The following is a 14,380-nucleotide window of genomic DNA, read 5'->3' on the forward strand; positions in this document are numbered from 1 at the left end:
GGCCATGGCATCGTTGCTGAGCGAGGATGGCTTCTTTGGTCCACATGCAACAGCGGGAGCTCCGCACACCGCACAACCGACAACAGGGGCGACTCCCGGGCCTCACATGCGTGGCGCGAAGTCCTGCATCTTTCTGATGATGAATGGTGCGCCGAGTCAGGTGGACACGTTTGATTACAAACCGGCCCTCGAAAAATATGCGGGGCAGCCACTGCCTGAGGGAAAAAAATATATCAATTCCGGAGGGCGCAAGGTTGGCTTTCTCACACCAGCCTTCCGTCGATTTCGCCCTGGGGGAGAAAGTGGTCTGCTGATATCCGACTACTTCCCCAATGTTCGGCGTCATGCCGACAAGCTGGCCGTCATCAATTCCTGCCACACAGACAGCCACGCTCATGGATCCGCGCTGGTTGCAATGAATACCGGCAAGACACAGATTGGACGACCCTCGCTGGGATCGTGGTGCGTCTATGGTCTTGGTTCAGAGAACCAGAGCCTGCCGGGTTATGTGGTCATACTTGATAAGCGCGGCGGGCCCATTGGTGGCCAGCCGAACTGGTCCAGTGGTTTCATGTCAGCCGCTTACCAGGGAACGCTGTTTCGACCGATCGGTGACCCAATCCTGGATCTTCGAGGACCTGAGCATATCACAGCGGAAATGCAGCGGGACCAGATCGATTTGCTGCAACAGTTAAACCAGCAGCATCTTCAGGACCGAAAAGGGGCATCCGACCTGCTGGCGCGAATGAAAACCTACGAGCTTGCGTATCGAATGCAGTCTGAGGCTCCCGATGCTGTGGACCTGTCTCAGGAATCAGACAAGACGCTTTCGATGTACGGTATCGGTCAAAACCCAACCGATGAATACGGACGTAATTGCCTTGTGGCCCGCCGGCTGGTGGAACGCGGCGTCCGCTTTGTTCAGCTTTATTCCGGAGGGGGGCATCTGGAAGAAACCTGGGACGCACACGAAAGCATTGAGAAAAATCATGGTCGCCACGCGCGGAAGTGGATCAGCCCATTGCCGCATTGCTGACCGACCTGGAGCAACGCGGGATGCTGGAGGAGACTCTGGTTGTCTGGGGCGGCGAGTTCGGACGTATGCCGTTCAGTGAAGGCCGCAATGCACCAGGACGAAATCACAATCCCTATGGATTTTCCATGTGGATGGCCGGTGGGGGTGTCCAGGGCGGGATGACGTATGGCCAAACCGACGAATTTGGGTTTGAAGCGGTGGTCGACCGTGTCCATCTGCATGATTTGCATGCCACGATTCTGCACCTGATGGGGCTTGATCACGAACTCCTGACCTGGTTTCATCAGGGACGGGATGAAAGCCTGACCGATGTTTTCGGCAATGTCGTCACAGGTATTCTGAAAAGCCGGGGATAGTCGGTCATGATGCCGGGAAACTCCCGTAAAATCGGGGATATTCGCGTCTCCGACAGCCCGCCTTCAATACCAATAAATGGCCGTTTCTGGTACCATCTGCGGGCACGGACTTTCGGACCAGAATCTGTCCGAAATTGCTGAACCCGGGGCAGCAGCAATCTGCTGGCTGCGTTCTGCGATTACAGAACCGTGTGGCAACTTCGCGGCCGATTGTTTTGTCATTTTGTGGACTTTTTCAGACTGGTATCGCTCCCCATGCAACTCTCCTGTGATCGTGCATTGTTTTCTGCAGCGTTCAGCGTGGCCGCGTCGGCGGTTCCCTCTCGCACCCCGAAAGATGTTCTGCGAAATGTCTTTTTGTCTGTGAAAAGCAACGGAGTAGAACTGGTCGGCACGGATCAGGAAATGGCCATTCGCTACAGAGTGGAAGGCGTCACGACAAATTCTTCAGGTGATGCGTTATTACCGACGCAGAGAGTGAACTCGATCCTTCGTGAGCTTCAGGATGAAACTCTGGATATCGATGTGAACGAAAGAATGATCATGCTGAAATCGCTGTCAGCCACGTTTCGACTGACATCAGATGATCCGAATGAATTTCCGCCGGTACCTGAATTCGCAGAAACGGACTTCTTCCGTATTCCGGCGGCCGTCTTTCGTCAGATGGTACGCCGAACATCATTTGCAACCGACACCGAAAGCACACGCTATGCTTTGGGTGGCGTGTTGATCGAATTCAGAGACGACGTCGTTACTCTGGCTGCCACGGACAGTCGTCGACTTGCTGTCGCCACTGCCGCGTACGAAGCACAGGGCACCCCCGGCGCTCCGGAAAAGGCAACGGTCATCCCGGCAAAAGCAATGTCTCTTCTGGAACGCTCCATCGGTAACTCCGACGAATTTGTGGACATTGTACTTCATGAAAACGACGTGATGATGCGGACGGGCGCCTGCGTCGTTTACAGCCGACTGGTGGAAGGCCGATTTCCAAGGTATCGCGACGTGATTCCGGCATCCGGTGCCGTGAATGTGCCGGTGCCCGTAGCTCCGTTCCTCGCTGCCGTGCGTCAGTCCCAGATTGTCACTGACGAAGAGAGTCGAGGGGTTGACTTCCATTTTGGTAACTCCATGCTGACGCTCAGCAGTCAGGCAAATGATGTGGGTGAATCCAAGGTCGAACTCCCCATCGAATACGAACACGAAGAAATCAGAATTACGTTCGATCCGCGGTACGTGTCAGAATTTCTGCGAGTCCTCTCACCGGAGACACTGGTCGATCTGCAACTGACAGATTCTGAAACTGCTGCTGTGTTTCGCGTCGAAGATTCTTACACATACGTCATCATGCCGCTTTCACGTGACAGTTGATCGCTGTGAGGAAACTACGTCATGAATGACGATGACCTGACGCATCGGCCGCGTCATCTGTCGAGCCTGGTGTCTAATCTCATTCGGCGACGCGGCTTGACAGAAACATCGGCCACCGCAAGTCTCGACGCTCACTGGAAACAAGTGGTCGGCGAAGAGATCGGTCGTCACTGCTGGGCTCGGGGAGTCAAGGCTGGGGTCCTGGACATTGCCGTGACCAACAGCGCGGTCCTGGAGCAACTGAGAAGTTTTATGCACATGGATGTCCTGCAGCAGATGCAGAATCGAGTGCCCGAATCCAACATCAAAAACCTTCGATACACTCGAGTACGTTAAGTTTAGTTCACTTTTGCCGGCCACACCTGCACAACTCGTGCAGTTCCCCCCGTTGGCGGCGTACATCGCTTTGGAAAGGCGAAGTTGTGTCAGAGTCAGAAGCCGCGGGCAGTTATGATGGTTCCGATATTCGTCACCTGAAGGGCGTCGAAGGGATTCGGACACGCCCTGCCATGTATATCGGCGATACGGGGCTGGGAGGCCTTCACCATCTGGTTTACGAAGTCGTCGACAATAGTATCGATGAAGCCGTGAACGGCCACGCTACCGAAATTAACGTCCAGATCAATCTGGATGAAAGCGTTTCGATCAACGACGACGGGCGAGGGATTCCCATCGGGCTCGTCAAGGGCGACGATCGTACCGCACTGGAAGTCGTGCTCACCGAAATCCATGCAGGTGGTAAGTTCGATCGAACAAGTGGCTACAAGACCGGCACCGGCGGTCTGCACGGCGTAGGGATCACCGCCGTCAACGCCCTGAGCGCCTGGTTGACGGCCGAAATTCGCCGTGAAGGTTTCCTGTGGGTCATGGATTTTGAAAAGGGACGACGCACGTCCGAATTGCGACAGCTTGGTCGTTCGGAAACCACAGGAACCAGGCTCTCGTTCCTCCCGGATCCGAGCATCTTTCCTGAAACAAAGTTCTCCCTGGACACACTCACCAGACGAATGCAGGAACTGGCGTTCCTCACGCCCGGCGTTCGGATCAATCTGCGTGACGAACGCGTCGATCGCGTGGAATCCTTCCACTATGAAGAAGGCCTGATCGAATTCGTCAAGTACCTCAACCGAACACAAACCGCCATCATTCCCGACGTGATTCGTATCAGTGGAGAAGCCGATGGTGTCCAGGTTGATATCGCCATCCAGCAAAACGATGGATACACCGAAAACGTAAGAGCCTTCGCAAATAATATCTACAACAGCGATGGCGGAACCCACGTGAGTGGCTTTCGAGCTGCATTGACTCGCTCGATGAACACCTACGCCAAAAAAGAAAACCTGTTCAAAGATATGTCACCCAGCGGGGAGGACTTTCGTGAGGGTCTGACCGCTGTGATTTCAGTGCGTGTTCCGGATCCAAAATTCGAAGCCCAGACAAAAGTGAAGCTGGTGAATGCCGAAGTCGAAGGCATTGTGCAGACGGTAATGGGCGAAGGACTGATGAAGTACCTGGAGGAAAATCCTTCAGTGGCCAAGAAGCTGATTGCCAAGGCTATCAATGCGGCCGAAGCTCGCGAAGCCGCTCGCAAATCGCGTGATATGGTTCGCCGCAAAGGAGCGATTACCACCGGTGGACTTCCGGAAAAGTTGCGAGACTGCCGAAGTCGAGACCTGGAATCAACCGAACTGTACCTGGTGGAAGGCGACTCGGCCGGCGGTTCGGCCGACACTGGCCGGGATTCCAGCATACAGGCCATCCTTCCTCTTCGAGGAAAGATCCTGAATGTAGAAAAGGCCCAGCTGGTCAAGGTTCTGGACAATAACGAAATCTCGAACCTCTTCCGCGCTATTGGTCTGTCGCCGGGTGCCGGGGGCGAAGAAATGGACATCAGCAAGCGACGGTATGGCAAGATCATTGTGATGACCGACGCAGACGTCGACGGAAGCCATATTCGAACACTGCTTTTGACCTTCTTGTTCCGACACATGCGAGACCTGGTGGATGGCGGTCATATCTATATCGCTCAACCACCCCTTTACCGCGTTGTCCAGAAAAAGAAGACTCGCTACGTCCAGACCCACCAGCAAATGATGACGGAGTTAATCTCTCTGGGCATGGACGGAGCGAAGCTTGTCGTAAAATCGGATGGCACAACCTTCGAAGGCGAAACCCTTCAGCGGCTGGTCGACATGCTGACTCAGATGGAACAGCCACTGGAATTGCTGGAACGCCGCGGAATCGACATGAGGTATCTGCAAAAGCAGAACTCTGAAGAAAAAGACCGACTCCCACGGTACCGTGTGCTGTCAGGTGACAGTGAACGATGGTTTCTGAACCGAGATCAGGCAGACGCATTCGTCAAAGAGCTGCAGGCAAAATTCGAACAGGAACATGCCAGTCAGACGCCCGCGAAGACAGATGCAGAGGGCAATCCGATCCGACCGGAACTGCAGTACCAGTTGGTTGATCTGCACGAAATCAAATCTTTGAACGAGGTTTTTGCTCAACTGAAAGACTACGGTTTTTACGTAACGGACTTTGTTCCGGCAGGCATTCGAAATGCAGAAATGATTCTGCCATTTCGCATTGAACGCGAAGATCACGTCGTACAACTGGCAAGCCTTCGAGAGTTACTCGTTGAACTTCGCAAACTGGGTGAACGTGGCCTGACTTTGACACGCTTCAAAGGACTGGGCGAAATGAACTCAGAGGAACTGTGGGACACCAGTATGGACCCTGAAAAGCGAGTTTTGCTGCAGGTCAGGTCTGAAGATGCAGCCGCTGCAGATGAGATCTTTCGAATTCTGATGGGCGATCAGGTTGAACCACGCCGAGAATTCATTGAAAAACATGCGCTGGATGTCAAAGAACTCGACATTTGATAATCCATGCCCGCATTGACTGATATGAACGGCAGTCGGTATCACAGCCGACTGCCGTTCTTTTTGCGCGGTGTGTTCACATCACACCTGTCCCCGATTTCGTCGCTGTTGATCAGATTAAACTACCGGTGAATAACCGCAACATTGGTCACGGCGCTTGATGAGGGGAATAACCCTGCGGCATTGGCGTAGATGTACTGGCTATTGCTCATACTCAACGATTCGGTTACGTGCGTTCTACCAACATTTTGGAGCCCTGCGGGGAACCGTCACGAATTCGTGCGTTCAATCCGGAAACAAAGACGCGAAGCATCCATTCAAGGCACATCTTAGCTGCACGCACAGCCTTCTGACGTCTGCTCCAAAGACGACAGGACTGACTGAAAGCGAAGCATTCGTTTTCAGGGGCGATACTTGATCCATTGGTTAGTTTGACGACGCAACCGAATCGCAGAAATGCAAACCATGTATGCATCAAAATCACTAGACTCGAGCGGCATGCTGTGTAAAGGTGCGTCCAACGAAAGCCTGATGACGGAACTCCTGCGGTGCGGTGTCCGAATGGATTCCATCAACATCATGCTGCTGGCACCGCTGGCACACATTGCATGGGCCAACGGCGTGCTGAAGAAGGGCCAGAAGCGCGATATTCTTGAGATCCTGGTTGAAAACGGAATCGCGATCGAATCTGTGCAATTCGAGACCGTTCAGGAATGGATTCACCATAATCCCGGGATGGATCTCTTCCGCAAATGGAAGGACTACATCGGAGCTCTTCGCAGATTTGCAAGCGCGGAGGCACTCCGGAGTTTTCAGGACATTACCATTGAACGAGCGTATCAGGTCGCATTCGCCGCTGGGGGGTATCTGGGACACAGTTGCCTGTCCAGAGCTCAGGAGCAGGCGATTCAGGAGTTGCGCACAGCATTCATCGATTAGTGATTCCGGAGTTGTGGCGTTGGAATCCGGCCCCGCAATTGTGGCCCGGACTCAGGCACATCAACGCCGCTGTGCTGCCTGCATATCTCGACGATCTGCCAGGTCTTTCATCTTTTGACGTTTGTCGTGCAGCTTTCGGCCGCGACAAAGGCCCAGACGAACTTTGACAAGTCCATTGGCAAAGAAAACACTGAGCGGCACGAGCGTGAGTCCGTCATGTCCAGCAGGCTCGGCAAACTTGCGAACCTCTCTCTTGTTGAGAAGTAGTTTGCGATCCCGGCGGCGTTCATGGTTGAACATTGTAGCCTGCGGATACTCGGCAATATCCGCATTCAACAGCCAAACTTCCCCATTCTCAACTCGTGCGTAGGCCTCTTCAATTGTGATCTTGTTGTTGCGAATGCTTTTGACTTCACTGCCCAGCAGCACAACACCGCAATCCAGCTGGTCGAGTATCTCGTACTCATGCCTGGCGCGGCGATTTGTGCAAACAACCCGGGAATTCGGGTCATCTTTCGAGTTCTTTTTTTGCCCTTTGGCAGCCATTGCGTTTTCTGATCCTGTCGCTGAACTGGCGAGAACCCATGTCAGCCAGTGGTGGTTTCGTGATCGGAGCCGGAAACAGAAGAATTTGCGGGCGAGTGATCCATCCCCTGTGGTGAATTGTCTGCCTGTACATTGCGAGCACTTGGGCGAAAGAACCGTTTCGATTCGTTCACTGCAGTGCGTCGAGTGGCCATGCGAACAAGAAGTGTCAGCAGGTAGTTCTTCCAGCCAGGAACAATGAACTGCCTGCGTTTTTCCATGGCCTTCAGCGCTTTCTTTACGACGCGATATGCCGGCATTGCTGAATGTTTTTCGAGCCAGCCTGGTACTCCGGCAGTATCGAATAATTCAGTCTGGGTCACTCCCGGGCATAAGGCAAGAACAGTGACACCACGACTTCGGGCTTCCGCCCACAGTGCTTCGCTGAAATGGAGAACGTATGATTTACTGGCCGCGTATGCCGACATGAAAGCCACCGGCTGAAACGCAGCCTGAGATGAAAGGTTAACGATCGCTCCGTGGCCCCGATGCAGCATGCCGGGAAGTACGCGGTAGGTGAGTTCTGTGAGAGCCTGAATATTCAGATTCAGCATCCGATGGACATGTTCTACAGACGTCGTCTCAATGTCGCCGATCAATGCCACGCCAGCGTTGTTTACCAACAATTCGATTTCTACGCCCAGCCGGTCGACTTCCTGGATTAAACGCCGCGGTGCGTCTTCGTCTGAGAGATCGATCGTCACGATATGGCAATTCGTGCCGTGTCGAGTATTCAATTCTTCAGCCAGTTGCTTCAGGCGGTCAAAGCGTCGCGCAGCAAGAATCAAGTGCATTCCCCGGCCAGCGAGTTGCGACGCAAATTCAGCACCGATTCCCGACGAGGCACCTGTGATCAGTGCCCAGCGTTCGTTGTAAGTGTCAAGCACTTAGTTGCTTTCAAGGGAGCCGGTCTGATTGATGTACTTCCAGAAATCACCAGACATGAACGTTTACAGGCTGTTAATGGTTGTGAATTGCGAGGATTTGGTCGCCGAATGTAGTGGTCTGAGTCGCAGATTCTACGCATCCGGCCCGCTTCGACAAGTGAGCCGTGTTCGGAGCTAAAAGCGCGGGATAATCGAGAATCCCGCGAAATCCGGGATAAAGCCGCACTGGGAATTTCCGGAACGACGACCTCGTCCAGATCATTCCCATTCTGGAACAGAACGGAGAACTCTCAAGCCACACTCACGGCATTCCAGCTTGCACACGATGCCAGACTTCAACCCGGGCCAGACTTCAACCCGGGCCAGACTTCCGAACCTGACGCTCCACCGTGTCGACGGTCAATATCTGCTGCGTCAACGCGCCAGCCAGAATGCGGTAATGACCAGCAAAACAACGATACTCAGGCAACCACTTCCTTTGGGCTCTTCGATGCCATGCTTCGCCGCGATAAGTTCCACGGCCTGCTTCGCTTCCTTCAATCCTGCCCGGGTTTGGTTGCGGAACAACTTGATGGCCTCCAGCTTCCTGCCGTTCTGCAGCAGGGCAACAATTTCCTGGAGATCACCTTTTCCATCTGACGGGGCGTTCGCATGGAGTGCATCGGCTTCGTTGGGATGCTCCGCCTCGTCAAGCTGCTCTACGGCTCTCTTTGCCTCCGCCAGGTTCCAGCCGGTCTCTTCACGAACTCGTTTGATCGCTTCAATGTTTTGTCCACGGCTCAAAAGTTCGCGAATTTGATTCTGCAATTCATCATTCATTTGATGCCCTCCCATGGACGCGTTGCACACTTTGGTTTCAGGGAAGTCGACAGACCAGCGTGTGATCTTTCCCCCAAATTTCAAGGGAATCAGAAGACGCTCGAATCAGTCGGGTGAGCGAACGCCATGGAAGGGCCGCCAGTGAGATCGTGCCGGTCGTGCTCTCGATTTATGCCACAAAATGTCGGTAGAAATGAACACACAAGGAGATTTCCGCCCACTGCAATTCTCCGGCGGTTCAGGCAGCGTCGTGCTGACCAACGGCACAGAAACCATACAAATGGCATTGTTGAGCCGGGCCGATGCAGAAAAAAGGCCATTTTGCCGGACAACACATCACGCCACAGCCTGTTCGCCGTGATCGCAATCACCTTGGTGCCTTGGATGCGTTCCGTTAGAATACGCCGAGGAGAAACCGGGCAACTCCGGCTGCAACCGTTTTGGGTTGTACAAACGAAATCGTCGAAGGAACGACACCGTGTTAAATCACCTCTCCGCCATTGATGCTGCGTTTTGGATAGTCTTTTGCACGTGTCTGGGGGCCTTGTATTGGGTCTACGACGGATACGGTCGTTGCCTTCAGCTGCTGACGACGTTTCGAAGAACTCCTGGACAGTCGACGCAGACGCCTCGATCGGAGCATGACGAGGCCTTGCTTCCGAGCGTTTCCGTCCTTGTCACAGCACACAATGAAGCGGGACACATCGCGAAACGCATCCGGAATCTGCAGGATTGCAACTTCCCAGCAGATCGGCTGGAAATTGTCGTCGCAGCCGATGGATGCACAGATGCAACCTGTGACATCGTCCGCCATCTGATCAGGAATCGAACCTCGACTGAGCCTGCCATCCGTCTGTACGAAAGCCCTGGACTCGGCAAGACTGCCACGCAAAATGGAGCGATCGCGGATATTCGAGCGGACGTAATCGTCTTCACTGACGCCGATGTCGTCTTTGACCATCAGTTTCTTCGAAGTGCAGCCGGGCAGTTCCTTGATCCACAAGTCGGTGCAGTAGCTGGTCACCTTTTATTCGCTCCACCAGGAGAACACGCCGTCATCTCCGGTCAGGGTTTCTTCTGGAACTACGAACTCAAATTGCGACGTCTGGAGACGCAACTTGGTTTGCTGGCCGTAGTAGCCGGTTCCTGCTTTGCTTTGCGACGTTCCCTTTTTGTTGAGATGAATCCATCCATTGGTGAGGACTGTATTGTGCCGCTGGATGTAGTTAACCAGGGATTTCGAGTTGTCCAGGATGACAATGCTGTTTGTTTCGACCAGTTCGAGTACGGAGCGGATGTCGTCTGGCGAAAACGCATACGAATGACACTCCGAAACTGGCAGGGAACCTGGCTCCGTTCCTCATTGTTGAATCCGTTCAAAAGCACCGGCTACGCCTTTGCGCTCTGGTCGCACAAGCTGGGTCGATGGCTGTCGCCCGTATTTCTTCTGGGTGCGACGATTTCCGGGATCGGCCTCAATGCGATCTCCCCCGGGCCGTTGACCATCGGGGTTCTTTCGCCCCTGGTGTGTTTCTATCTACTTGCATTCGTCGGATGGCTTACAAAAGCCCGAGGCATTCGAATCCCCGGTGCCGCAACCTGCTTCAGCTTCCTTCTGGTGAACGCCGCATTTTTCCTGGGTGTCGTAAAGGCTCTGTCAGGACACCAGATTCATTCTTATCGCAACTTCCTGACATCAACACGGCCGGATGAAGCAACGCACACAGATTCGGGCCGTCAGGCTGCATGACTCACGCTGTAATCAGGCTGCAGGTGACCATGGTTTACAGAAATGGATTCCACGGAGGACATTCCACTATACGGCATTGTGCGAGGAAGGCCGCGACACGAGCCAGACGGCGAATGCGGTTGTAATCGACACGGTTATTGCCGTCATTGTCAGACAGGCAGGCATAGAAGGCAATTCCGGTGTCGCGGGAAGTGGTACGGCATAAAGTATCCTGCGAAGCCCGGCTACGCCATAGGTCAGCGGATTGAGTCGTATCAGCCAGGTTAGCCACCCGGCATCTGCTCCCGGAAAAAACGCGCCAGATACGAGCCACATTGGCATAAGAAAGATGCTCATCACAGCATGAAATCCCTGTGATGAATTCATCGGCCAGGCAATCAGGAATCCGATCGCAGTAAGTTCGAATGCAATAAGTGCCAGAAAACCGGTTGCCATCAGAATTCGAATGAATGACCAGTCGGGATCAAATTCAGGTGCGAGACCGACAAGCGACAACAAGGGGCCAACGGCGATAAAGAGACCCGCCTGAAGCAGAGACAACAGGGTTCCTCCAATCAACTTGCCTAATACGATGGAACTTCGTGAAACAGGAGCAACCAGAACCCCCTGCAGGAAACCTTCGCGACGATCTTCGATAATAGAGATCGTCGAAAAAATGGCCGTGAACATCACGATCAGGACCGCAATACCAGGGAAGAAATACTCCTGGTATGAAAGTGATCGATTCAGAGATTCCGCCCATGACGGTGTCCTGAAAGAGCTTCGGAGACCAGCCCCAAACAAAATCCAGAAAATCACAGGCTGCCCAATCGCCCCCACCACACGTGTCCGCTGACCCAGAAAACGAATCAATTCGCGTTTTGCCAACGCCCATGCCGCTTGGACTGTTGAAGGGGATGATCCACTCATCTTTCCTGCGACTCCTGGGTTTCCGCTGCGCCAGCCAGCGAACCGCCGGTCAACTGCAGGAAGACATCTTCAAGTGAGGGACGGCTGACATAAACGCTTTCGACAAACGCCCTGCACTCTGTGAGAATTTGCGAAGCAAGTTCCCCCGCATTTTCTACATGCATCGTCAGCTCGTTCGAGCTGAGCACTTGTGGGGTGATGTTCAATCGACCGGTACAGAAATCACGAACTTCATTCAGCGCTCGACATGAAACGGTCAGCCGGTCACCGGAAATCTGTGATTTCAGACTGGCCGGTGTATCCGTCGCGACGACGCCCCCATGATTCATCAACATGATTCGATCGCAGAGTTCCGCCTCTTCCATCAGATGAGTCGCAATCACAACAGTTGTTCCCTCTGCCCGACGCACGTCGGCAAGTGTCGCAAAGAACTGCTGACGGGAGCGAACATCAAGGCCGGTAGTTGGTTCGTCCAGGAATAAAACGGACGGTGAATGCAGCAACCCCATAATCAATTCGATTCGCCGCTTCTGCCCGCCGGAAAGCTTGCTTCCTGGGGTGCTTCGGTATCGTTCCATCTGGAACTGCGAAAGTAACGAATCCGATCGGGTTTGAATCGCATGTCTTCTCAGGCCGAAGATCTGCCCATGGCAGCTCAGATTCTGCTCCACTGTCAAACGGGGATCGATGGCCGGAGACTGAAACGTAATGCCGATCGAAGCACGAACACTCTGTGGCTGTGCAGCCAGATCAAATCCATTGACGACGGCCCTGCCTTTCTGGACAGGCAGAAGCGTGCACAGAATGCGAAACAGAGTTGTTTTGCCCGAACCATTGGGCCCCAACAGGCCGAACATTTCACCTTTGGGCACTCCAAAAGTGACTCTGTCGACAGCCAACTGCGTGCCATATCGATAGGAAAGGTCCTGTGCAATGATCATGTCAGCAGTCTACCTACGCCTGAAAGTACACGAAAAACGCTCTCAGAGAATGATCCCGGAGAGCGTAAGGTTTCAGGCATCTTTGGACGATCAGAATGACACTGAAAACTATCCCTGATCGGAATGTGCGTCTGACTCAACAGACTCACTGTCGTTGACCGGTTCATGCTCATTGTCCGCATGCTCGTGGTGATACGCCTTAGCTTCGTCACCCCACGAATGATACTGTGGGGCGGTGCTTGTGTAGTATGGAACGCCGATGTCTGGCATCAAAGCGAGGGGCAATCCAATGGCCAATATCGTGGTGGGGGCCAGCAGAACGTACTTCCAGTTTCCTTCGAACTTCAGGTGCATGAAGAACATCATCACGCAAAGCGCTTTGGCCATGGCGACAGCAGTAACCAGCACGATGGTCACAGGCTTTGAAAAGTGCAGAACGTCAAATGCAACCGACAAGCCGGTGCAGAGGCAAAGAACTGCAAACACCGCTAAATAGTTGACGTGATGGGTATCGTGATTTTCGGATGACATTGTCGCGTGAATCCGTAACTGAATGATCGAGCCGGGGAGGAAGGACCTGAGGCGAAGCTGCGGCACTAATGAATGATGTACAGCAATGGAAATACGAAGATCCAGACAAGGTCCACAAAGTGCCAGTACAGACCACTGTTCTCGACCCAATCCGTCCATTTGCCATCCAGGTTGGCTCCCTGCAGCAGTGGAATTGCGAACAGAGTCATTCCAACAAGGACGTGGATCGCATGAAACCCCGTGATCAGAAAATAAAGTGACGCAAACAGGTTTCCGTACAGCATGGGATGGGGCGGCAATACGCCCGCTGACACATAGCTACCGTATTTTGAATTCGACTTGAGCTCATCGAGAAAAGTACTGACTTCGCCCAGCGTCAATGCAGGAAATGCTTCTCCCTCTTTGAGTTTCGAGCGAGCGTCCACGTACTCAGGACCCGTTGCCGGGATCGACAGCGAAATGTTCGCGACCATGTGATCGTGAAGATCCATATACTTACGGAATAGCTCGATATCGCCGTCAACGTCCTGCTTGAGGGATTCGGCCGCGGATTTGTCCGCATCTTCACCTGGCCCTGCAGCAGTCAGGGCTGCAATTTGATTCACGACAGTCTTAATATCATTGGGCTCGGCAGCAACCACCGCTCCACTGTCTGTGTAGCGAGCAAATCGTTCGCGAACAACGGCCTCCAGTTCGCGATCGATCTTCGCGATCGCCTGTGATGGAGTTTCTGCGATGTGCCCGGGAAGGATGTCGTGAGCGAACTTGCCGGAGTACTCAATTGACTTAATACCCAGAAAGACGAATGCAAGGATCATGGTGTAGGTCAACCAGGATCTGGCTTTGGTGTAGTTCTTGTTTGCCATTGCTTCGTGCGCAACGACCACGCAGAAACTGGAGACAATCAACACGAACGTATTGACGCCACCAAGAAAGATATTGATATGGGTATCGGCAGGATTGTCCGGCCAGCCGGGTGAACCCAGTCTCAACACAATATACGACCCGATAAAGGCCGTAAAGAACATGATTTCTGTGCCAAGAAATAGCCACATCCCCAGTTTAGAGTTGGGAATCGGAATACCCATTTTCAGGGCGGAAGGCTGTGCTGAGTGCGACATGGGAAATCAGATTCTGGAACAAACTAAAGGTTCTGGAAGCAACAAGCGACTGCCTTTGAGTCGCGGCGACCTAAGAGGTCATCCGAATAAAATCAGCCACCATGACCAGCAGCAGCATCGGAAGGCAGATCAGGGAACCAAACATCAATCGCCGAGCACGAATGTCGTCTCGACGAATTGCAAATTGAAGCGTCAGTATGAAATAACCGACAGAAAGTATCAGGGCCGCGGCAGAATACCCAGTGCTGGCGAT

At 53.4% G+C, this 14,380-nt stretch carries 13 protein-coding genes and 1 pseudogene; 6 read left to right on the forward strand and 8 right to left on the reverse strand.

Features of this window, described 5'->3' with window-relative positions; genetic code table 11:
* Positions 1–139: 139 nt before the first annotated feature.
* The 5 genes and pseudogenes from R3C20_10400 to R3C20_10420 all read left to right on the forward strand — a co-directional run bounded on the left by R3C20_10400 (position 140) and on the right by R3C20_10420 (position 6,584).
* Positions 140–1,392: pseudogene (locus tag R3C20_10400) on the forward strand (DUF1501 domain-containing protein).
* A gap of 255 nt (positions 1,393–1,647) precedes the next feature.
* Positions 1,648–2,760 (forward strand): DNA polymerase III subunit beta, encoded by a 1,113-nt coding sequence (dnaN, locus tag R3C20_10405; protein ID MEZ6040908.1) that lies wholly within the window; start codon positions 1,648–1,650, stop codon positions 2,758–2,760.
* A 21-nt stretch (positions 2,761–2,781) separates the two neighbouring features.
* Positions 2,782–3,096 carry a DUF721 domain-containing protein gene (locus R3C20_10410; protein ID MEZ6040909.1) on the forward strand — a complete coding sequence of 105 codons (315 nt, stop codon included), beginning with the start codon at positions 2,782–2,784 and terminating at the stop codon, positions 3,094–3,096.
* Between the two features lie 86 nt (positions 3,097–3,182).
* Positions 3,183–5,645 (forward strand): DNA gyrase subunit B, encoded by a 2,463-nt coding sequence (locus R3C20_10415; protein MEZ6040910.1) that lies wholly within the window; start codon positions 3,183–3,185, stop codon positions 5,643–5,645.
* Between the two features lie 465 nt (positions 5,646–6,110).
* Positions 6,111–6,584, forward strand: coding sequence for a hypothetical protein (locus tag R3C20_10420; GenBank protein ID MEZ6040911.1), 474 nt, complete (start codon positions 6,111–6,113; stop codon positions 6,582–6,584).
* Between the two features lie 60 nt (positions 6,585–6,644).
* Here R3C20_10420 and smpB read toward each other — a convergent pair whose 3' ends face one another.
* The 3 genes from smpB to R3C20_10435 form a co-directional block, all read right to left on the reverse strand.
* On the reverse strand, positions 6,645–7,130 hold the full coding sequence (smpB, locus tag R3C20_10425) for an SsrA-binding protein SmpB (GenBank protein MEZ6040912.1): 486 nt from the start codon (positions 7,128–7,130) through the stop codon (positions 6,645–6,647).
* A 41-nt stretch (positions 7,131–7,171) separates the two neighbouring features.
* Positions 7,172–8,056, reverse strand: a complete 885-nt coding sequence (locus R3C20_10430; protein ID MEZ6040913.1) for an SDR family oxidoreductase — start codon at positions 8,054–8,056, stop codon at positions 7,172–7,174.
* A 414-nt stretch (positions 8,057–8,470) separates the two neighbouring features.
* A complete protein-coding gene (locus R3C20_10435) occupies positions 8,471–8,875 on the reverse strand; it encodes a hypothetical protein (protein ID MEZ6040914.1) in 405 nt (134 codons plus the stop codon).
* A gap of 478 nt (positions 8,876–9,353) precedes the next feature.
* Here R3C20_10435 and R3C20_10440 point away from each other — a divergent pair, with 478 nt between their 5' ends.
* Positions 9,354–10,625 carry a glycosyltransferase gene (locus tag R3C20_10440; protein ID MEZ6040915.1) on the forward strand — a complete coding sequence of 424 codons (1,272 nt, stop codon included), beginning with the start codon at positions 9,354–9,356 and terminating at the stop codon, positions 10,623–10,625.
* A gap of 66 nt (positions 10,626–10,691) precedes the next feature.
* Here the strand turns inward: R3C20_10440 and R3C20_10445 are convergent, their stop codons facing one another.
* The 5 genes from R3C20_10445 to R3C20_10465 all read right to left on the reverse strand — a co-directional run.
* Positions 10,692–11,534 carry an ABC transporter permease gene (locus R3C20_10445; protein MEZ6040916.1) on the reverse strand — a complete coding sequence of 281 codons (843 nt, stop codon included), beginning with the start codon at positions 11,532–11,534 and terminating at the stop codon, positions 10,692–10,694.
* Positions 11,531–12,475 (reverse strand): ABC transporter ATP-binding protein, encoded by a 945-nt coding sequence (locus R3C20_10450; GenBank protein ID MEZ6040917.1) that lies wholly within the window; start codon positions 12,473–12,475, stop codon positions 11,531–11,533. Before R3C20_10450 ends, R3C20_10445 begins: the two co-directional genes overlap by 4 nt.
* A gap of 108 nt (positions 12,476–12,583) precedes the next feature.
* Positions 12,584–13,006: a cytochrome C oxidase subunit IV family protein gene (locus tag R3C20_10455; GenBank protein MEZ6040918.1), complete on the reverse strand. Its 423-nt coding sequence runs from the start codon at positions 13,004–13,006 to the stop codon at positions 12,584–12,586.
* Between the two features lie 65 nt (positions 13,007–13,071).
* Complete coding sequence (locus R3C20_10460) at positions 13,072–14,127, reverse strand: cytochrome c oxidase subunit 3 (GenBank protein ID MEZ6040919.1); 1,056 nt, start codon at positions 14,125–14,127, stop codon at positions 13,072–13,074.
* 70 nt (positions 14,128–14,197) lie between these two features.
* Positions 14,198–14,380 (reverse strand): hypothetical protein (locus tag R3C20_10465; protein MEZ6040920.1); only part of this gene is annotated, 183 nt, incomplete at its 5' end.

Source organism: Planctomycetaceae bacterium (genome assembly GCA_041398825.1).
In the GTDB taxonomy this organism is placed as follows: domain Bacteria; phylum Planctomycetota; class Planctomycetia; order Planctomycetales; family Planctomycetaceae; genus F1-80-MAGs062.